Source organism: Paraliobacillus salinarum, from assembly GCF_014083865.1.
Lineage (GTDB): Bacteria > Bacillota > Bacilli > Bacillales > Amphibacillaceae > Paraliobacillus > Paraliobacillus salinarum.
The window spans coordinates 188,037-208,279 of sequence record NZ_JACEFA010000001.1 but is presented as its reverse complement, the minus strand read 5'-3'; the positions used below and the strand labels follow the sequence as shown (position 1 = coordinate 208,279).

General features: G+C 35.3%; 18 protein-coding genes. All 18 read right to left on the bottom strand.

Going from position 1 to position 20,243, the window contains the following annotated elements; genetic code table 11:
- Window positions 1–101: 101 nt before the first annotated feature.
- Window positions 102–1,661, bottom strand: a complete 1,560-nt coding sequence (gene rny, locus HP569_RS01050) for a ribonuclease Y (RefSeq protein WP_182199224.1) — start codon at window positions 1,659–1,661, stop codon at window positions 102–104.
- A gap of 211 nt (window positions 1,662–1,872) precedes the next feature.
- Complete coding sequence (gene recA, locus HP569_RS01045; protein WP_182199223.1) at window positions 1,873–2,898, bottom strand: recombinase RecA; 1,026 nt, start codon at window positions 2,896–2,898, stop codon at window positions 1,873–1,875.
- Window positions 2,899–3,074: 176 nt separating this feature from the next.
- Window positions 3,075–4,328, bottom strand: coding sequence for a competence/damage-inducible protein A (locus HP569_RS01040; protein ID WP_182199222.1), 1,254 nt, complete (start codon window positions 4,326–4,328; stop codon window positions 3,075–3,077).
- Complete coding sequence (gene pgsA / locus HP569_RS01035) at window positions 4,328–4,906, bottom strand: CDP-diacylglycerol--glycerol-3-phosphate 3-phosphatidyltransferase (RefSeq protein ID WP_182199221.1); 579 nt, start codon at window positions 4,904–4,906, stop codon at window positions 4,328–4,330. Before pgsA ends, HP569_RS01040 begins: the two co-directional genes overlap by 1 nt.
- 92 nt (window positions 4,907–4,998) lie before the next feature.
- Window positions 4,999–5,913, bottom strand: a complete 915-nt coding sequence (locus tag HP569_RS01030; RefSeq protein WP_182199220.1) for a helix-turn-helix domain-containing protein — start codon at window positions 5,911–5,913, stop codon at window positions 4,999–5,001.
- A 201-nt stretch (window positions 5,914–6,114) separates the two neighbouring features.
- Window positions 6,115–6,375 (bottom strand): DUF3243 domain-containing protein, encoded by a 261-nt coding sequence (locus HP569_RS01025; protein ID WP_182199219.1) that lies wholly within the window; start codon window positions 6,373–6,375, stop codon window positions 6,115–6,117.
- A 71-nt stretch (window positions 6,376–6,446) separates the two neighbouring features.
- Window positions 6,447–7,163 (bottom strand): elongation factor P 5-aminopentanone reductase, encoded by a 717-nt coding sequence (gene ymfI, locus HP569_RS01020; protein WP_182199218.1) that lies wholly within the window; start codon window positions 7,161–7,163, stop codon window positions 6,447–6,449.
- Window positions 7,163–8,455 carry an EF-P 5-aminopentanol modification-associated protein YfmH gene (gene yfmH, locus HP569_RS01015; protein ID WP_182199217.1) on the bottom strand — a complete coding sequence of 431 codons (1,293 nt, stop codon included), beginning with the start codon at window positions 8,453–8,455 and terminating at the stop codon, window positions 7,163–7,165. Before yfmH ends, ymfI begins: the two co-directional genes overlap by 1 nt.
- Window positions 8,448–9,734, bottom strand: a complete 1,287-nt coding sequence (gene yfmF, locus HP569_RS01010) for an EF-P 5-aminopentanol modification-associated protein YfmF (protein WP_182199216.1) — start codon at window positions 9,732–9,734, stop codon at window positions 8,448–8,450. The genes yfmH and yfmF overlap by 8 nt, the downstream gene beginning before the upstream one ends.
- Before the next feature lie 118 nt (window positions 9,735–9,852).
- Window positions 9,853–10,812 carry an ABC transporter permease gene (locus tag HP569_RS01005; protein WP_182199215.1) on the bottom strand — a complete coding sequence of 320 codons (960 nt, stop codon included), beginning with the start codon at window positions 10,810–10,812 and terminating at the stop codon, window positions 9,853–9,855.
- A complete protein-coding gene (locus HP569_RS01000) occupies window positions 10,813–11,859 on the bottom strand; it encodes an ABC transporter permease (RefSeq protein WP_182199214.1) in 1,047 nt (348 codons plus the stop codon).
- Window positions 11,859–13,388: an ABC transporter ATP-binding protein gene (locus HP569_RS00995; protein ID WP_182199213.1), complete on the bottom strand. Its 1,530-nt coding sequence runs from the start codon at window positions 13,386–13,388 to the stop codon at window positions 11,859–11,861. The genes HP569_RS01000 and HP569_RS00995 overlap by 1 nt, the downstream gene beginning before the upstream one ends.
- Before the next feature lie 162 nt (window positions 13,389–13,550).
- Window positions 13,551–14,663, bottom strand: coding sequence for a BMP family lipoprotein (locus HP569_RS00990; protein WP_182199212.1), 1,113 nt, complete (start codon window positions 14,661–14,663; stop codon window positions 13,551–13,553).
- Between the two features lie 99 nt (window positions 14,664–14,762).
- Entirely contained in the window at window positions 14,763–15,488 is a 726-nt protein-coding gene (locus HP569_RS00985; protein WP_182199211.1) for a GntR family transcriptional regulator, read from the bottom strand.
- A gap of 305 nt (window positions 15,489–15,793) precedes the next feature.
- Window positions 15,794–18,091 carry an FtsK/SpoIIIE family DNA translocase gene (locus HP569_RS00980; RefSeq protein ID WP_182199210.1) on the bottom strand — a complete coding sequence of 766 codons (2,298 nt, stop codon included), beginning with the start codon at window positions 18,089–18,091 and terminating at the stop codon, window positions 15,794–15,796.
- A 224-nt stretch (window positions 18,092–18,315) separates the two neighbouring features.
- A complete protein-coding gene (locus tag HP569_RS00975) occupies window positions 18,316–18,525 on the bottom strand; it encodes a YlzJ-like family protein (RefSeq protein ID WP_182199209.1) in 210 nt (69 codons plus the stop codon).
- A complete protein-coding gene (locus HP569_RS00970) occupies window positions 18,522–19,238 on the bottom strand; it encodes a ClpP family protease (RefSeq protein WP_182199208.1) in 717 nt (238 codons plus the stop codon). The genes HP569_RS00975 and HP569_RS00970 overlap by 4 nt, the downstream gene beginning before the upstream one ends.
- Window positions 19,239–19,344: 106 nt before the next feature.
- Complete coding sequence (gene dapA, locus HP569_RS00965) at window positions 19,345–20,217, bottom strand: 4-hydroxy-tetrahydrodipicolinate synthase (protein WP_182199207.1); 873 nt, start codon at window positions 20,215–20,217, stop codon at window positions 19,345–19,347.
- Between the last annotated feature and the right edge of the window lie 26 nt (window positions 20,218–20,243).

The window sequence follows — 20,243 nt, the reverse complement described above, 5'->3', positions numbered from 1 at the left end:
AATTAGTGTCACATATGCATGCAGAAATGTCAAAATAACATATTGTAAGATATCCACATGAAAATGTGAAATAAATAAAATAAAGCGACCAATTGGCCGCTTTATTTTGCATATTCGATTGCTCTTGTTTCTCTGATTACTGTTACTTTGATGTGTCCTGGATAATTCAATTCACTTTCAATGCGCTTTTTAATTTCTCGTGCAATACGCAATGATTCCAAGTCATCAATTTCTTCTGGTTTCACCATGATTCGAACTTCACGTCCGGCTTGAATGGCAAACGATTTTTCAACACCTGTATAAGATTCGCAAATCTCCTCAAGTTTTTCTAATCGTTTAATATAATTCTCTAAAGTTTCACTTCTTGCGCCAGGTCGTGCAGCTGACAGGGCGTCTGCGGCTGCAACAAGAACAGCAATAATAGATGTTGCTTCTTCATCACCATGATGTGAAGCAATGGAGTTAACTACTATGTCATTCTCCTTGTACTTCATCGCTAATTCTTTTCCAATTTCAACGTGGCTACCTTCCACTTCGTGATCGATAGCTTTTCCGATATCATGTAACAAACCAGCACGCTTAGCAACAGTAACATCTTCACCTAATTCCGAAGCAAGTAAGCCTGATAGATACGCAACTTCCATTGAGTGTTTTAATACATTCTGACCATAACTTGTACGATATTTTAATCTTCCAAGTATCTTTACTAAATCAGGGTGAAGGCCATGAACACCAATATCAAAAGTAGTTTGTTCTCCTACTTCACGAATGTGCTCATCTACTTCACGTCTAGATTTATCAACCATTTCTTCTATACGAGCCGGATGAATTCTACCATCTTGTACTAGTTTCTCTAGTGCAATCCGAGCAGTTTCTCTTCGAATAGGATCAAATCCTGACAAAATAACTGCCTCAGGGGTATCATCAATAATTAAATCGATACCGGTTAAGGTTTCAAGTGTACGAATATTACGTCCCTCTCTACCAATTATCCGCCCTTTCATTTCATCATTTGGAAGATTTACAACTGATACGGTTGTTTCAGCTACATGATCAGCAGCACAACGTTGCATTGCGATAGAAAGAATTTCTTTTGCTTTCTTGTCCGCTTCTTCTTTCGCACGATTCTCAGCTTCTTTAATCATCAATGCTGTATCATGTGTTACTTCTTTTTCTACTCGATCTAGAATAATTTGTTTCGCTTGGTCAGAAGTGTAGCCAGAAATGCGTTCTAATTCAGCCTGTTGCTCGCTTAACATAGCTTCCACTTTGCTTTCCATTTCTTCAATTTGTTGTTGTTTTTCTGTTAGCGAATTTTCTTTTCTTTCTAACATGAGCTCACGCTTATCTAGCGTTTCATCTTTTCGGTCCAAATTCTCTTCTTTTTGCAATAGACGATTTTCTTGTTTCTGTAGTTCAACTCTTCGCTCTCGAAGGTCTTGATCTACTTGTTGACGAATTTTATGACTTTCATCTTTTGCTTCTAGTAGCGCTTCTTTCTTAGCTACTTCAGCATTTCGATGTCCTTCTTCAACAATTTGCCTAGCTAATTCTTCCGCACTAGAAATCTTCTTTTCTGCAATAGATTTACGAATCAGATAACCAACAACAATACCGACGATTAGGAGCAAAATGGAGATGACGATGCCTATGCTTTCCATGGTTTCACCTCCTCTTGCTATGAATTTGTACAAAACAATTTAAGTCGGCATGTACAGTTTTACCAATATAAATGCATAATTAATCAAAAATGTATAATAAAATTATACATTTTTAATTTTAATCTTGCTTGTTTGTTATGTCAAGGAAACGTCAAATATTATCAAAAAAACTGATAACAAATTTTGCTATCAGCTTTTTAATCTATCGTAATTATTTATCGTTCTCTTCAGCTTCTTCAGCTGATTCAGGAACATCCATATCGTAATGATTACGAACTTTATTATAAATTTCTTCAGCAATAAGCGTATTTTCTTTTAAGAATTGTTTAGAATTTTCTCTACCTTGTCCTAAACGCTCTTCATTGTAAGAATACCAAGCACCACTTTTTTGAACAATATCTAGATCAGAAGCGATATCTAGTAATTCACCTTCTCTAGAGATTCCTTCTCCATACATAATATCAACTTCTGCTTGTTTAAATGGTGGGGCTACTTTATTCTTCACTACTTTAATTCTTGTTCTATTACCTACCATATCATTACCTTGCTTTAACGTCTCCGCTCGGCGTACTTCTAAACGTACAGATGAATAGAACTTCAGTGCACGTCCACCCGGTGTAGTTTCCGGATTACCAAACATAACACCAACTTTTTCACGGATTTGGTTGATGAAAATAGCGGTAGTCTTTGATTTATTAATCGCACCAGATAATTTTCTTAGAGCTTGAGACATTAATCTTGCTTGTAATCCAACATGGGCATCACCCATTTCACCTTCAATCTCAGCTTTTGGAACAAGTGCAGCCACAGAGTCAATTACAATCATATCCACTGCGCCACTTCGAACTAATGCTTCGGCAATTTCTAAAGCTTGCTCACCAGTATCCGGTTGAGATAATAATAATTCATCAACATTGACTCCTAAGTTTCTAGCATATGTTGGATCTAAAGCGTGCTCCGCATCAATAAACGCTGCTTGACCACCTTGCTTTTGCGCTTCTGCAATAGCATGTAATGAAACAGTTGTTTTACCAGAAGACTCTGGTCCATATATTTCTACAACACGTCCTCTAGGATAACCACCTACACCTAATGCAACATCCAAAGCCAATGAACCACTTGAAACTGTTGCTATTCTTTGCTCCGCTTGCTCACCAAGTTTCATTATTGAACCTTTACCAAATTGTTTTTCTATTGATTTTAACGCCATGTCTAAGGCTTGTTTACGATCGCTCACACTATCTTCCCCCTCGAAATTTCAACTATTACTATCATAACTTGTTTTTTAAGATTTAACAAGCAAAAAGCGAATAAATGTTCGATTATTTTAAAGTTAATTAACTGGTGTAAATTGAATGTTTATATCTAATAAACATCCAATTTAGCTCATAAAAAGTGATTCGAAACATTATTTTAACTATTTTTTAAATAACGATATAAAAGCTCCAGTCCCTTTTTCACTGAACGCTTTCGAATATAGTTTCGCTCACCTGAAAAATGATAAGCATTCGTTTCCATAACTTTTCCATCAGCATATATACTAATATATACCGTACCAACTTCTTTTCCCTCTGACTGTTCTGGTCCTGCAACACCTGTAAAGCTAATTGCTACATCTGCACTCAATAGATTAGCTGCATTTGTTGCCATTTCTTCTGCACATTGCTGACTTACAACACCATGATTGTTAACCGTTTGTTCTGAAACCCCAAGTACATCTTGTTTAGCACCTACAGCGTAGCTAACAAAGCTCCCTAAAAATGCATTGCTTGAACCCGGATTTGATACTAATGCATCAGCAAAAAGCCCACCCGTCAAACTTTCAGCCCCAGCAATTGTCTTGTTTTGCTCATTAAGCAAGCTAAGTACCGCCTTATCAATGGAGGTTTCATCATATCCATAAAAATAACTTCCAACGATATCTAGCAATTCTTTCTCTGTCTGCTGAATAAGTTGATTAGCTCGTTCTATTGTCTCTGCTTTCGCTGTTATACGAACACCTACTTCCCCATCAGTCGCTAATGGAGCAATAGTTGGATTACTTTGTCTAGATATAATTGAATGAATTTCTTCTTCTAAATACGATTCTCCTATACCAATAAATCGTAGCATTCTAGACTGTATTACATCCATTAATTCAAATTTTTCTTTAAAATAATCGATAACGAATGTGGACATCATTCTTTTCATTTCTCTAGGAACACCAGGCATAAAAACAAATGTACTATCACCATGGGTATGAATCATTCCTGGTGCAGTACCAATTGGATTAGGTATAATCACCGCATCTTCAAATGTCATTGCTTGTTTATAATTATTCTTTGTCATTTGATGCTTACTTTTCTTGAAAAAAGTAGCTATGTCGTTTAGTACTTGCTCGTTCAAAACCAATTCTTTATCAGACAACTTTGCAAATGCTTCCCTTGTTAAATCATCATCTGTCGGTCCAAGTCCTCCAGTAACAAATACAAAATCCGAACGACGCGCAGCGGCTTCAAAGCAATCTACAACGCGATCCAAATTATCACCAACCACTTGATGATAAAACGTATTAATACCTAAATTAGCAAGCTTTTCAGAGATCCATTGCGCATTTGTATTTGCAATTTGGCCTAATAACAGTTCTGTTCCAACACCGATGACTTCAGCTTTATATGATACCCCCATTATTTAGACCCCTTCATCACATGCCAGTTTTTAACAAAGTAATCAACACCGGATATAACAGTTAAAATTAGCGCGATATATAATGTTACGATATCTATCGGAAGATTAATAAATGAGAATGGAAAGTTATGCAACAGTAATAGTGAAATGGATACTAATTGAAAAGTTGTCTTCCATTTCCCCAAATTGCCAGCGGCTAACACAATTCCTTCTCCAGCAGCAACTAAACGCAGACCAGTAACAGCAAATTCTCTACTAATGATAATAATAACAATCCATGCAGGAATCATATCCATTTCGACTAATAGAATAAAAGCTGATGATACTAACAATTTATCGGCCATCGGATCTAAAAACTTTCCTAAGTTAGTAACTAGCTGATACTTTCTTGCATAATAACCATCAACCCAATCTGTGCCTGCTGCAACGATAAACAACATTGCCGCAATAAAATCTACAATTGGTAATGTTGTTGTTCCAATTGACCACTCTCCAAAGTCTAGTGGTAAAGTTAAAAGTAAAATAAAAACCGGAATTAAAAAAATACGTGATAAAGTTATTTGATTAGGTATGTTCATATGTATTCTCCTTTGTTCTCTATATTAACTAGATTTGATCTTTAAAAGATATACCCTTCTCACCGTATGATGAAAAGGGTATATTTCATACTCTATTCTTGTTTCTGATTCAGATTAATCCAAGCGCGTTGAACTGCTGTCGGGCTACTAATATCGTCGGATAATTCCAATGGTGCACCATTTAAATCAATTGATAAGGTAGTTGGTTCACCATATCTTACATAAATTTGATCGTTACCAGAAACGTCAAACTCCATAGGCGAATCTGATTGTTGAAAGGTCCCGTAATAAAGACTTTCTCCATTACCATCTTCAACTTCTAACCAGTTCTGTCCTTCTGTTTCAAAAGTTATGACAACTTTGTCCTCAGTGTAAGTAAAGTCATAAGTAGACTGATCATTATTAAATTCAGTAAGTTTTAATTCAGGCTCTTCATTAACACTTTCATCTGTACCTTCATCTTTACTTTCGTCCGTATTTTCATCAGTAGTATCATCTTCTGGTTTTTGAGTATTTGGCTCTTCGTCTGTTTCAGGTGGTAACTTCACCTGATCCCCACCATTATCTTCAGAAGCAGGCGGTGTACTAGTTCCATTTTCATCACTTGAGAAATAGTCACTAGATATAAGATAGATGATGAAAAGCACTCCGATAATTAAGACACCAACAATAATGGTTGGCAGTAAAGAAAGTAACGGTGATTTTTTTGAAGATAAGTCATTATTTCTCTTATTACGTTGCAATCGAGTATACTCGATTGTTGTGTCTTCCGTAGTAGAAGGAAGTTCATGACTGTACTCTTCTAGTATTTGGGCTGAATCTAAACCTAAAGCTATTGCGTATTCTTTAACGAATGCTCGTGTATAAAAAGTACCAGGAAGTAATGAAAATTCGCCTTTTTCAATTGCGTGTAAATACCTTGGTTGTATCTTAGTCATTTTTTCTATGTCATTGATAGATAACCCTTTTTCTTCCCTAACTTCTTTCAGTTTATTTCCAATTTCCATGTTAACACCATCCAATTAAATAATAACAGGTATCTATAGCTTTTTACACTAACTTTATAATAAATGATTATAACAATTTTTGAAAGTTAAATGACATTATTTTTTCAAATTTTTATTTCTAAGGTTTATAAACATGGAATAACAGATTAAATATACAAGTAATAACAGAAAAAGCCTTGCTTAAAAGCAAGGACTTTTATATTAGCGATCTGTACCTTCGTTTTGAACTAACTTCACCATCATATTGGCAATCGCATGTTGTTCTTCTTTATCTCCGGCATTCCATAATTCTTTGATTACAGCTTCTTTATCATTCTTAGCATCTACATGGTTAGAAAGATAGTTACCAATATCGTACGCTAGATCTGAAATTGCTTCTTGACTTATTCCTTGCGATTGAGCTTGGTGTAATCGATCACCGAGGAAATCTTTCCATGATTCGAAATTATCTAATACTGACATATACACTTTCCCTCCTTCATTAGACTACATCTTTAGCTTGTGAAAAAAGGAGGAAAATATACATGATAGATTTACCAGGCACCATCAATTTTAATTATTTCACCATTGATATAATTCGAACTATCGTTTGCTAAAAAAACAGCAAGATTTGCTACTTCATCTGTAGTACCCATCCGATTAGCAGGTATTGTATCTGTTAGTGCTGTAATTTCTTCAGAAGTTAAGTTTTGATTCATTTTAGTATGAATTAGACCCGGGCTAATTCCATTAACCTGAATGTTGTTAATAGCGACTTCTTTAGCTAGTGCTTTTACAAAACTATTTTGTGCACCTTTTACTGAAGAATAAACCACTTCGAAACTGGCACCTACTTCTCCCCATATCGATGAAATGATAATTAGTTTTCCATATTGGTTCTTGATCATATTTGGAAGAAATGCCTTTGTAATCATCCAAAGAGACTTCACATGTACGTAATATAATTCGTCCATTAATTGAGTGGATGTTTCTTGAAATATCCCCGTTAATGATTGTCCGTTTGCAAACACAATATGAGTTGGTTCAAAAGCAACAGATTTAATGAATTGAGTAATCCCTTCTTCTGAACTTAAATCAGCTTGTATGCTATCCAACACGACCATTTCAGGTAATAGCGCACACAATTCATCAATCGCTTGTTTGTTATTAAAAAAATGCAGTGTTAAGGTATAGCCTTCTTCTGCTAATTTCAATGCTATTCGCTTACCAATATCTCCGCTTGCCCCAATAATTAAACAATGATTGAGCATTACTCTTTTTCCTTAGTTGGCATCACTTGAAAGACGGTTAAGTTATCTTGACTTACCCATTTCTGCAAAAAGGAATTGGCTTCTTCTATCGTTAACTGCTCAAGCGTAGTTAATAGCTCAAAATAATCAAAACCTAATGTCTTATAATGAATAAATTGCTGAGCAATAGATTCCAGGCTATTCATACTACTCAATATCTCACCTGTTTTCTTACGTTTCATTCGCTCAAAAGATGCGTCTGTCAAAGAAGTGCTTTTCCATTGATCAAGCTGCTTTTTAATTGCATCTGCTAATTGATCCGGCTTCATTGTATTCCCGCCAAGGATAGAGAAAGCAAAATTCTTTTCCCGATTGGATTCAAAACTAAAACTATCATCAATTAAGTCTTGTTCGTAAAGCTCTTGATAATAGCTTCCACTTTTTGAATAGAAATAATCAAGCAACATATCAGCTAATAAATCTTGTTTCATAAAATCATCATTCACTTGTTGCAAATCTTCTTTAATGCCAACCATACATTTCGATACAGACACAGGCATTTCTAATATTTTGTGACGTTCAGCAACAGTTGCTGGTTCACTTGGGAATGTTCTTTCAATCTCGCTTAAAGGCTGAAATGTTTTTTTCTTTTGATTTGTTTCGATTAATTCCATCATATGCTCGACTTGGAAATTTCCACTGATAAATAAAATCATATTTGATGGATGATAGAAGGTTTCATAACATGTATATAAATCTTCTTTCGTAATTGCTTGGATAGAATCAACCGTACCAGCAATATCTATTTGTACCGGATGGTTGTGATACATGTTGCCAATTGTTCCGAAAAATGAGCGCCAATCCGGCTGATCATCATACATGCGAATTTCTTGGGCGATAATCCCTTTTTCTTTTTCAACAGATTGATCAGAGAAATAAGGATCTTGTACAAAGTCAATTAGTGTCTCCACATTACTCTCTATTTCCTCAGTCGCCGAAAACAAATAGGCTGTTTTTGTAAAAGATGTAAACGCGTTTGCTGAGGCACCACGCTTGGTGAAATCTTGAAACACATCGCGATCTTCTTTTTCAAAAAGCTTGTGTTCTAAAAAATGGGCAATGCCATCAGGAACAGTGATCGAATCATTTTGATTAATAGGTGTAAAAGATTGATCGATGGATCCATAATCAGTCGCAAAAATGGCAAATGTTTTTGACATCTCTTGTTTAGGCAGTAAGTACACTTGTAACCCATTGGCTAAATGTTTAGAATACAACGTTTCTTTTAATTGCTCATAGTAATGTTTATTCATGACTATCTCCTTCCTGAGCTGTTAACAAATAAATCGTATCTAATTGTAGTTGGTTTGCTACTTCCATCAAATCAGATTTGGTTACACGATTTATTTGGGATAGTATTTCGGATGGTGCAAGTTGATTATTCGCTATTACTTGATGATAAAGTATTTCAATTAGCCCATTTGGATGGTCAATCGTTTCTTTCCATTGGTTTTCTACTTGTTTCTTCGATTGATCAATATCCTCATCTCTAAATTCACCTTTTTTCATCGCTTCTACTTGTTGTAAAATAATTTGTTTTGCTTTATCAAAATCTTCAGGTGCAATACCACTAAAAATGAGCAATAAACCTTTATGACTTTCAAACCTTGAAGCAGCATAATAAGCAAGGCTATTCTTCTCTCTCACATTAATAAATAATTTGGAGCTTGGAAAGCCACCAAGAACACCATTAAAGACTTGAAGTGCAGGATACAGTGAATCACCGTAAGTAATATCTGTTCTAAAACCTAGATGTAATTTTGCTTGCTGAACATGCTGTTTATCTACAATTTCCTTTGGAGAATCAACATGATACACTTCATTGATACTTTCAAATTCGTTGCTATTTCTTTCTTGATTAAAGGACGAGCCAATCGTTTCTTCCACATTTATAGACGACAAGTCACCTAACACATAGATATCCATTTGGTCTTGTTCTAACAGTGACTGATAATACGTGTAAAGATTCTGTTCATCAATATGCTCTAAATCCTCTTCGTAGCCGTGAACATGCAAACGATAAACTTCTTCACCGCACATCTCATCAATTAATCGCATATTAGCATAACTCATTTTATTATCGACAATAGATTTAATCTTCTGCCTTAATGTCTGTTTTTCTCTCGTTACAATAGACTTATCAAAGGCTTGTCCACTCAATTTTGGAGAATAAATTACTTCATTCAACAACTTAATGGATTCATTAAGTATATTCATATCAGTATTTAAGTATGATTGATTAGCAATCTCCATTCTAAAAGTTAAGATATGATTATTACCTTTCTTTGCACCATCAATACTTAATTCAGCGCCATATAAGTTATCCAATGCTTGTTGAAGTTCATTCTGACTAGGATAAGAACTGGTACCTTGCTGTAAAACGAACGGTAATAATGCTCTCTTGGTAATCGATTCTTTATCAAGTGTCGTTCTCAATTTCAATACAACATGAATCGTCTTAAATTTTTTGGTATCAATTATGTGTAATCGAAAACCATTTTGTTCAGTAATCGCTTCATTTAAAATAGACAAATGAATGCCTCCTTAATCTTTATATAGATTCAACTCTTTTTCTTATTATACCCATAGAATATATTCTATCGAAAAAAGAGCCCGGTAACAATTACCAGACTCTTTTCTTATTAAATATTTAACGTGTTCCTTTAATGTAAGGGTCACCGTTAGCTTTTGGAGCTTCTGCTCGCCCGATAAATCCAGCTAACGCTAGGATTGTTAACACGTACGGAGCAATAGTCAAGTAAACTTTAGGTACGTCAGCTAAGAATGGGATATTTGCACTTATAATACTTAAGCTTTGTGCAAACCCGAAGAATAATGCAGCCCCTAAAGCTCCTAGAGGGTGCCATTTACCAAAGATTACTGCCGCTAAGGACATAAAACCTTGCCCAACAATTGTTGCACCAGAGAAGTTAAGTGCAATAGTTAGTGCGAAAACCGATCCACCTAATCCACCTAGCGCACCAGATAGCATAACAGCTATATAACGAATTTTATAAACATTAATACCGTTCGTATCAGCAGCCATTGGATGCTCCCCTACTGAACGAAGCTGTAAACCAAATGGTGTTTTATAAAGTACAAACCAAGAAAGTACAGCTAAACCAATTGCCAAGTATGACGTATAGTAAGCGCCCGAGAAGAACATCTCTCCTATAATCGGTATATCAGATAAAACAGGTACATTCTTTGAGTAGAAAGGTTGTGAAACCATATCCGTTTGTCCCTTACCATACCATTGTTTTGTTAAGAATACACCTAAACCTAAAGCAAGAAAGTTGATTGCTACACCACTTACTACTTGATCCGCTCGGAAAGATACAGATGCAACAGCATGTAATATAGAGAAGATCGAAGAAACAATAGCAGCAACAAGAATAGACAACCAAGGTGTAAATGAGCCAAATACATCAGCAAACGTCAAGTTAAAGACGATTCCCACAAATGCCCCCATGACCATCAAACCTTCTAATCCTATGTTTACAACACCAGATCTTTCACTAAATACTCCTCCAAGAGCTGTAAAGATAAGTGGAGCAGAATAGAATAGTGCAATTGGTATAATCGATTGTAAAACATCTATAATTGCCATTTATTTCTCCTCCTTTCTCAAACGCAATAGCACCCAACGAATAATATAACTTGATGCTACAAAGAAGATAATTAAAGCGATAACTATTTCTACTAACTCTGATGGTACTCCAGCAGATGTAGGCATATTTAATGCACCTATTTTCAAGATACCGAATAAGAAAGCAGCAATTACAGTACCGAATGCTGTATTACCACCTAAGAGTGCTACCGCAATCCCATCAAAACCCAAATTAGTAAAAGCAGAGTGAGAAGGCATATAACCAAATGTACCTAAACCTTCCATTGCACCAGCTAAACCAGCAAACGCACCTGAAATAACCATTGATAAAATAATATTTTTCTTAACATTCATCCCAGCATATTTTGAAGCGTGAGGATTAAAACCAACAGCTTTAAATTCATATCCTGAGCTAGTTTTTTCTAAAATAAACCACATAACAACTGCCATAATAATCGCTAAAATAATACCATAGTGCATTCTGGAATAGCTTGTCATTTCCATGATCCAGTTCGATGCTAGAGATGCTGTGTCTGCAACACGATTTGACGTGTCACCACCATCACTAATTACGTTTCTTATCATATAGTTAGAAACGTGTAGAGCAATATAGTTCATCATTATAGTTATTATAACTTCGTGTACACCTTTTACAGCCTTTAATAGTCCAGGTAAAAATCCCCATAAGGCCCCAGCAAAAGCTGCAGCTAATATAGCTAAAGGTAAATGGATAAACATTGGTGCTTCAATGCTTGATCCAACCCAAACAGCGGCAACCCAACCAACGATAACTTGACCCTCTGCTCCGATGTTAAATAAACCACTCCTAAAAGCAAAGGCAACCGCTAAACCAGTTAAGATATATGGTGTGACCTGACGAATTGTTTCACCAAAGAAATAACTATTTCCAAAAGCACCATTCCATAGCGCTATATACCCTTCAACTGGATTGTAGCCAAAAGAGAACATGATGATCGCACCAGCTAGTAATCCGAGTAATACAGAGATAATTGGTACTAAAAGGTTAAATAATCGATTTGAGAACATTACTGCTCACCTACCTTCTGTTTCTTACTTCCCGCCATCAGCAATCCTAATTCTTGTTCATTAGTTTCTTCTGGCTTGACATTAGCAACAATATTACCATCAAACATTACTGCAATACGGTCACTTACATTTAGTATTTCATCTAATTCAAATGATAAGAGTAACACTGCTTTACCTTTATCACGTTCTTCAATTAATTTCTTATGAATAAATTCTATTGCACCAACATCCAATCCTCGAGTTGGTTGTGCAGCAATTAACAAATCAGGTGAACGATCAACTTCACGAGCAATAATTGCTTTTTGTTGATTCCCTCCTGATAATGCTTTTGCTTTTGTGTATGGGCTTGGTGTACGAACATCGTATTCTTCAATTAAGCGATTTGCATAGTTATAAATCTCTTTAAAGGATAGAATACCCATATTAGAAAAAGGTTTTTGGTAATAACTTTGTAAGACCATGTTTTCTCCAATAGCATAATCCAAAACAAGTCCAAATTTATGACGATCTTGTGGAATATGAGCAACACCTGATTCTGTGATTTTTCTAGGAGATAAATTAGTGATATCTTTTCCACTAAGATTTATTTTCCCATTTTCAATTTTCCTAAGTCCAGTTAATGCCTCAATTAATTCGGTTTGACCGTTTCCGTCAATACCAGCGATTCCTACAATTTCTCCAGCTTTAACAGAGAGGTTTAAACCTTTCACCATCAAAGCATTACGAATATCTTTTACTTCTAGAGCTTCTACTTTTAACACTTCGTCTTTCGGTTGTGCTGGTGTTTTTTCCGTTTTGAAACTAATTTCTCTTCCTACCATTAATGAAGCTAATTCATTTGGATTGGATTCTTTGACATCAACTGTACCAATACCTTCACCTTTTCTTATTACAGTACAACGATCACAAACTTCCATTATTTCTTTTAACTTATGTGTTATGAGAATAATAGAAATACCTTCTTGAGTAAGGGATCTAAGTATTTTCATTAATTCCTTAATTTCTTGAGGTGTTAAAACCGCTGTTGGCTCATCAAGGATCAAAACATCTGCTCCACGATATAGCGTTTTTAAAATTTCAACCCTTTGTTGCATACCTACAGAAATATCACGGATTTTAGCTTTAGGATCTACATCCAATCCATACTTCTTAGATAATTCAATAATTTCTTTTTCAGCTCGTTTTGTGTCAACAACGATACCATTTTTAGGTTCACTACCTAAAATAATGTTTTGGGTTACAGTAAACGTATCTACTAGCATAAAATGCTGGTGTACCATCCCAATACCAAGTTCATTGGCAATGTTAGGATCAGTTATTTTAACTGTATCACCTTTAACACGTATTTCACCCTGTTCCGGTTGATAAAGTCCAAATAAAACGTTCATCAATGTAGACTTTCCAGCACCGTTTTCACCTAAGAGAGCGTGAATCTCTCCGTGCTTCACTTGAAGGTTTATATTATTGTTTGCAACGATACCAGGAAATTCTTTGCGTATGCGAAGCATCTCAATTACATAATTCTCCATGCATCTTCACTCCTTATACGGAAAATGTATGATTAAAATCACCAAATGAAAAGGGGAGAGTAAATTCTTTTCATTTGAAGACTTATATAGATTAATAGAGATTAAAAAGGCTAGAAATCTCTAGCCTTTTAATCATTAAAGCATGTTAAGGTTTGTTAGATTTTAAAGTGAATCCATATAAGTTTCTAATTCTTCATCAGTTGATGGTACAGTAACATCACCATCAAGGATTTTTTGCTTCCAATCTTGAACTGCTTTGTCAACTTCTTCTGTATAAGCTTCTTCATTTGTATCAGCTACACTAATACCTTCTTCTTCAATACCGAAAGTAAGAATTTCTCCACCTGGGAATTCGCCATTCATTGCTTGAGCAGTTACTTGTTGAACAGCAGTATCTACACGCTTAACCATTGAAGTTAATGTTACGTTTGTATCATTAATTGCACCTTCATCATATTGGTCACGGTCTACACCAATTACCCAAACGTCACGATCAGGTTCACCGTTTTTGATATCTTTTGCTTGTGCAAATACACCATTACCAGTAGCACCTGAAGCATGATAAATTACATCCACTCCATTGTTGTACATGTTTGCTGCAATTGCTTTACCTTTGTCAGGAGCACCAAATGATTCAGCATAGTCTACTTCTACTTCAATGTTAGGATCTACAGCAGCTACTCCTGCAACAAACCCAGTTTCAAACTTCTTAATTAATTCACTTTCTTCCCCACCAACGAAACCAACTTTTCCAGTTTCAGATTTCATTGCTGCTGCAACACCTACTAGGAATGAACCTTGGTGCTCAGCGAATGTAATGCTTGCTACGTTATCACCTTCAACAACGGAGTCAATAATTGCAAAGTTAGTATCTGGATTTTGATCCGCTACTTCCTTCAACGCTTCAGCTAATTTAAATCCTACACCGAAAATCATGTTGAAATCTTGTTGAACCAAACGATTTAAGTTTGGTAAGAAATCTGCATCTTGATCAGATTGAGCGTAGTCATATCCAGTACCCTCTTCTAAACCATTTTCTGCGCCAAATGCTTGTAAACCTTCCCAAGAAGATTGGTTGAATGATTTGTCATCCACTCCACCAATATCAGTAACCATAGCTACACTGAAATCATTTGTTTCTTCTGAAGCATTTCCATCTGAACCATCTGTACCTTCATCTGCAGAATCAGCATCATCTGAGTTTCCGCAAGCGCTTAAAACTAAAATAGCACTAAGTAATAAACCAAACAATAACAATAAACGATTTTTCTTCATCTTAATACCCCCAATAGTAATGTTTAATTTGAAACAATGTAGTAAAACCTGATTACCTTTGCAATCGGTGCAGACATCACCTCCTCAAAGTGAGCTAAATCAAATTCTTTTCCGAACGACGTAGAACTGAAACACATCTGGTCTAAAGTAATTCTCAGATAAAAGAATAGGTTCATCCGAATCGGTGTAATGAATTTGCTTCAGCAACAATAATGCTTGATCTGGTTGACAATTCAATATCGGTGAAATTTGTGAGTCAAAACTGATCGGTTCAATGAATGCAACAGCATAAGCAATTTTATTTTTGCTGTGTTCTTCTAGCAATTGAAAGATGGAGTGTTTACTATGTATTTGATCCATCGGCATTAACTTGTGATCAACTTTATCAATACAATATACAACAGGTTCACCATCAGCAGTTCGCACACGTTCAATTTTGGCTAGACCATCTATATGATCGTCTTTGAAATAATTGAAATCGCTTTTACTTGGTTGAACAACTTCTGCTGAAACATATTGAGTTCCTGGTGTTTTTCCAGCATTACTAATCATTTGTGTCACACTTCCTAATTGTTCAATTCCTAAGGAAAAGATTGGTTGTGTACTAACAAACATACCGACACCAGGACGACTAATAATAATCTCGTCTTGAATGAATTGCTGAATGACAGCTTTCATTAATTGTTTCGAAACATTGTATTGTTCAGCTAGTGAGACTATTGATGGGAGTTTCTCTCTTCGTTGTATTGTATCATTTTCGATATCTTGCTTTAATGCAAATGATAGTTTGTAAAATGAATCATCCCATTGTGCTTCAATTGACATTCATAAACCTCCAGTATTTACACCGTATTAACATTGTCAAACATTAATATAACATTATTAATTCGATAAATAAATACTAAATAGAACATAAGGTCGATGAAAACGATGACATTTGTCATATCAACTATGAAAACGTTATACATTTTAGTAGGACGTCCAACGTCTTTTAGTTGAAAGCGGTGCCATTTCATCTAACTTCATTTTAAAGGTTGGACGTCTGATAAGTCAATATATTTTCCTATTTTTTTAAATTATTTTTTAAAAAAATAAGTACAACCTGTTAAAAAGGTCGCACTTATTTTGATTTAACTTGTTTTTTGCTCATGATATTCACTGACGAGTACAGTTCTAGGTTTACTACCTTCGTAAGGTCCTACGATCCCACGGTCCTCCATTGCATCTATTAATCTAGCCGCTCTTGTGTACCCGATTCTAAATCTTCTTTGTAACATCGATACACTTGCACTTTGCATTTCAACGATCATTTGTACCGCATCATTAAACAACTCATCTTCAACTTCATTTTGTAATTCCGTTTCTTCTTCTGGAATCATTTCTTCTTGATATTGCGCTTTTTGTTGTTCAATACAATGATCAACAACATGCTCTACTTCTTCATCAGATAAAAAGGCACCTTGTATACGAGTAGGTTTAGAAGAGCCTACAGGTATGAACAACATATCCCCTCTCCCTAATAATTTTTCTGCTCCACCAGAATCTAGTATTGTGCGTGAATCGGTCTGGGAAGATACGCTAAACGCGATTCTTGAAGGTATGTTAGCTTTAATTACGCCAGTTATCACATCAACAGAAGGACGTTGTGTTGCAATTATCAAATGAATACCAGCCGCTCTGGCCATCTGTGCAAGTCTAGTAATTGCATCTTCCACATCATTAGATGCTACCATCATTAAATCAGCAAGTTCATCAACTAAGACAACAATATATGGCAGTAGTGGTTGTTGCTCCTCTTCATTAGCTGACTGATTGTATCGTTTAATATATTCATTATATCCCTCAATATTTCGATTACCTGTATCTGAGAAAAGCTCATATCTTCTTTCCATTTCTGAAACAACTTTTTTTAATGCTCTTGATGCTTTTTTCGGATCAGTAACAACAGGAGTTAACAGGTGTGGTATTCCATTATATATATTTAACTCTACTTTTTTCGGATCAATCATCATCATCTTTACTTCATGTGGCTTCGCACGCATTAAAATGCTTGTTATAATTCCATTAATACATACACTCTTACCACTACCAGTAGCACCCGCGACTAATAGGTGAGGCATTTTATTTAATTCTGCAACTACCGCATCACCTGAAATATCTCTTCCCAAAACAAAAGATAATATTGATGCCTTTCCTGCTTGACTTGTTTCTAGTACTTCCCTTAAAGACACTGTCGATACTTCTTGATTAGGTACTTCAATTCCTACAGCTGATTTACCTGGAATTGGTGCTTCAATTCTAATATCTTTAGCTGCTAATGCTAACGCTAAGTCATCATGTAAATTTACAATCTTAGAAACCTTTACACCAGCTTCAGGGTAAACCTCATACTTTGTTACTGCTGGACCAACATGTACCCTTGTAACTCTCGCCTTTACACCAAAGCTTTGGAATGTCCGCTCCAATTTTCTTACTGTTGCCTGAATTTCTCCTTTTGCTTGCTGGTGATGCTGATTTTTCGGTTCATCTAACAAATCAATTGGAGGAAGTTGATAATCAACATTCTCCATCTCTGTTAATGGTAATGGTTGATCACCTTCTGTTTCATCACTATTACTAGAACGCTCTGATTCTCTCTCCTCTTCTTCATTGCCAGATAATTGTTGAGTTGGATACGCAACATCCGTAAACTCTTGAATGACCGGTTCTATCACTGTATCAACATCATCACGTTGAACTTCTTCATTTTCGTCATGAAAGGGCCCATCAATTTCTATCTCTTTAGAAGTAGCTTGTGATTTTTTAAGTTTCTTTTTTTCTTTTTTATTCTTTGAAAACTGAGCCATTCGCGACTTAAATCCCTTCAATCTTTTTTCTAAGAAGGCTCCAATTGAGAAATCTGTTATAAAAACAATTCCAATTACAAATGAAAAGAAAGCTACAATTTGTGCTCCAGGCGCCGAAAACAATACATATGTAAATGCAAATAAAAGTCCACCTATTAATCCACCGCCCAAGTCAGAGCCTGGCATTGTATTATTCAAATAACCTAAGTAATGTGACCATGTTAATTGCAAAACAGAATTATTTTGTGATAGTGCAAATTCGAATTTTTCAATATGTGTCAGCAATAATACTGATAAGAAAACAATGACACTCCCAATAAGTCTCCTATTCAATAAAACTGGTAACTGTCGCTTTATCATTAAAAATAACCCAAATAATAAAAGAGCAATAGACGCCATGATATACCAAACACCAAACAATAATCTAAAAAACAATTCTAACCAGTTCGGGATTGCTCCATCACTTATTGCACTAGCTCCACTTCCTAAAATGGCAAGGAAAATAAGTAATATACCTATTAATTCAAACTTTAATTGTTGTTGTATCTTCTTTTTGTTCTTTCTCTTTTTACGCTTTGCCATTTCCCTCACCTCACTTTAAACTATCATTCTAGCTAATTTACTATATATATTGTACTCCATAGAATGGAAGATAGAAACCCTCGCCTGACAGACAAGGGTTTTTAAATATCGTTATAAATAATTTGTGCTAAGAATAACCTCATTTATCATTATTATAGCACAAGTGTTTGTTTCTGTTATCTATTTTTAGTAGTAAATATCTGTATTGGTATTCATTAGAATGTTTAGTTATTTACTATTTCACCTGGTTGAAAAGGTGATTCTAGGTAATCATGTGGATTTGTCGATAAAAGTTGAACTACTTGATATGTTCCATCAGGTAGACAATTTACTAATACAGGTCTTCCTTCTACTTCCATCATTTTTTGTTTTTTATACTGATCTTGCGTAGTGGTAAATATATCATTATGATCTAAAGGGGTATATAGTATCATTGGATCATCCCTTCATTTACTTTATTACTGTCAATTTGTTTATTTAATTCGATCATCGCTTCTTTAACACCACCGACAGCATCAATTAAACCAAATTCCACTGCATCTTTACCAACTACATTTGTTCCGATATCTCTTGTTAAATTACCCTTTTCAAACATTAGTGATTTAAACTTCTCTTCACTTACATTGGAATGACTAGTTACAAATTGAATCACACGCTCTTGCATTTTATCTAGATATTCAAATGTTTGCGGGACACCGATTACTAATCCTGTAAGACGGATCGGGTGAATGGTCATTGTTGCTGAAGGTACAATAAATGAATGGTTAGCTGCCACAGCTATTGGAACACCAATGGAATGACCGCCACCTAATACGACAGATACCGTTGGCTTTGAAAGTGATGCAATCATTTCAGATAAAGCTAAACCAGCTTCCACATCGCCTCCAACTGTATTTAATAGAATAATCAAGCCTTCTATTTTAGGGTTTTGTTCAATAGCAATTAGTTGAGGTAAAAGGTGTTCGTATTTTGTTGTTTTGTTTTGTGGTGGTAATTGTACATGCCCTTCGATCTGGCCAATTATTGATAATACATGAATATTAGAATCAGGTGCAGTAGGAATAGAACTTTGACCCAATTGTTGTATTTTATCTACTAAAGAGGATTGTTTTTGCTCTTCTTCTTGTGATTTATCTGATTTAGACATTTGCTCAGCTCCTTTACTTATTACTTACTAGTATGAACAAATAAAGAAACATCATACAAAAGATAGTAAAAAGCCTCCACTATTAAAAGTGGAGGCTTTAAATGGATTAATGTAAGTCATTCATTAACTCTTTAATAAGTTCTTCCTCTATTTCAGAAAGAGGTACTAACGGTAAACGAACCTTACCAGTGTCTATTCCTTGTAACTGTAATGCATATTTAACAGGGGCTGGAGAAGGCGCAACAAATAATCCTCGCATGATAGGTAATATTTTTCGATGAATTGCAGCCGCTTGTTGTACATTTCCATTGTCAAAGTGATTCAGCATTTGCTTCATTTCATCACCGATAACATGTGAGGAAACAGAAACAACGCCATTTGCACCAATTGATTTTAATGGTAAGGTCAAGCTATCATCTCCACTATAAACAGTGAAGTCGTCATCTGTTTCTTCTATAATTTGCGATATAGCATCCAAATTGCCACTAGATTCTTTAATCGAAACAATGTTATCTATTTGAGATAACGCGACGATTGTTTCGACCGATAAATGTACCATTGTTCGACCTGGAATATTATATAACATAATAGGCAGAGTAGTTGCTTCTGCTATAGCAGAAAAATGCTCATACAATCCAGCCTGATTTGGTTTATTATAATAAGGAGTGACTAATAGAATGCCATCTACACCGGCTTTTTCAGCAGCTTTAGTTAGTTCAATGGTTTCTTGGGTATTATTTGAGCCTGTACCTGCAATGACAGGTATTCTACCGTTCACTTTTTTTACTGTTAATTCAAACAGCGCTACTTTTTCTTGTTTAGAAAGTGTTGGTGACTCTCCCGTCGTTCCTGCTACAATTAATCCATCTGTTTCATGCTTAATTAAATGTTCAATTAGTTTCTCTACTTGTTGATTATCTACGTTATTTGACTGATCAAATGGTGTTACCATCGCTGTTAATAAACTGCCAAAATTCATGATAGTCACATCCCCTTTCATACCTT

Bases quoted from the DNA above. Each gene is read 5' to 3' on its own strand.
- HP569_RS00990 (WP_182199212.1), bottom strand. From the start codon at position 14,663: ATGAAGAAAAATCGTTTATTGTTATTGTTTGGTTTATTACTTAGTGCT.
- HP569_RS01030 (WP_182199220.1), bottom strand. From the start codon at position 5,913: ATGGAAATTGGAAATAAACTGAAAGAAGTTAGGGAAGAAAAAGGGTTA.
- rny (WP_182199224.1), bottom strand. From the start codon at position 1,661: ATGGAAAGCATAGGCATCGTCATCTCCATTTTGCTCCTAATCGTCGGT.
- pgsA (WP_182199221.1), bottom strand. From the start codon at position 4,906: ATGAACATACCTAATCAAATAACTTTATCACGTATTTTTTTAATTCCG.
- HP569_RS01000 (WP_182199214.1), bottom strand. From the start codon at position 11,859: ATGTTCTCAAATCGATTATTTAACCTTTTAGTACCAATTATCTCTGTA.
- HP569_RS00970 (WP_182199208.1), bottom strand. From the start codon at position 19,238: ATGTCTAAATCAGATAAATCACAAGAAGAAGAGCAAAAACAATCCTCT.
- HP569_RS00995 (WP_182199213.1), bottom strand. From the start codon at position 13,388: ATGGAGAATTATGTAATTGAGATGCTTCGCATACGCAAAGAATTTCCT.
- HP569_RS00985 (WP_182199211.1), bottom strand. From the start codon at position 15,488: ATGTCAATTGAAGCACAATGGGATGATTCATTTTACAAACTATCATTT.
- yfmH (WP_182199217.1), bottom strand. From the start codon at position 8,455: ATGAATAAACATTACTATGAGCAATTAAAAGAAACGTTGTATTCTAAA.
- HP569_RS00975 (WP_182199209.1), bottom strand. From the start codon at position 18,525: ATGATACTATATACCCCTTTAGATCATAATGATATATTTACCACTACG.
- HP569_RS00980 (WP_182199210.1), bottom strand. From the start codon at position 18,091: ATGGCAAAGCGTAAAAAGAGAAAGAACAAAAAGAAGATACAACAACAA.
- HP569_RS01025 (WP_182199219.1), bottom strand. From the start codon at position 6,375: ATGTCAGTATTAGATAATTTCGAATCATGGAAAGATTTCCTCGGTGAT.
- HP569_RS01040 (WP_182199222.1), bottom strand. From the start codon at position 4,328: ATGGGGGTATCATATAAAGCTGAAGTCATCGGTGTTGGAACAGAACTG.
- HP569_RS01005 (WP_182199215.1), bottom strand. From the start codon at position 10,812: ATGGCAATTATAGATGTTTTACAATCGATTATACCAATTGCACTATTC.
- ymfI (WP_182199218.1), bottom strand. From the start codon at position 7,163: ATGCTCAATCATTGTTTAATTATTGGGGCAAGCGGAGATATTGGTAAG.
- dapA (WP_182199207.1), bottom strand. From the start codon at position 20,217: ATGAATTTTGGCAGTTTATTAACAGCGATGGTAACACCATTTGATCAG.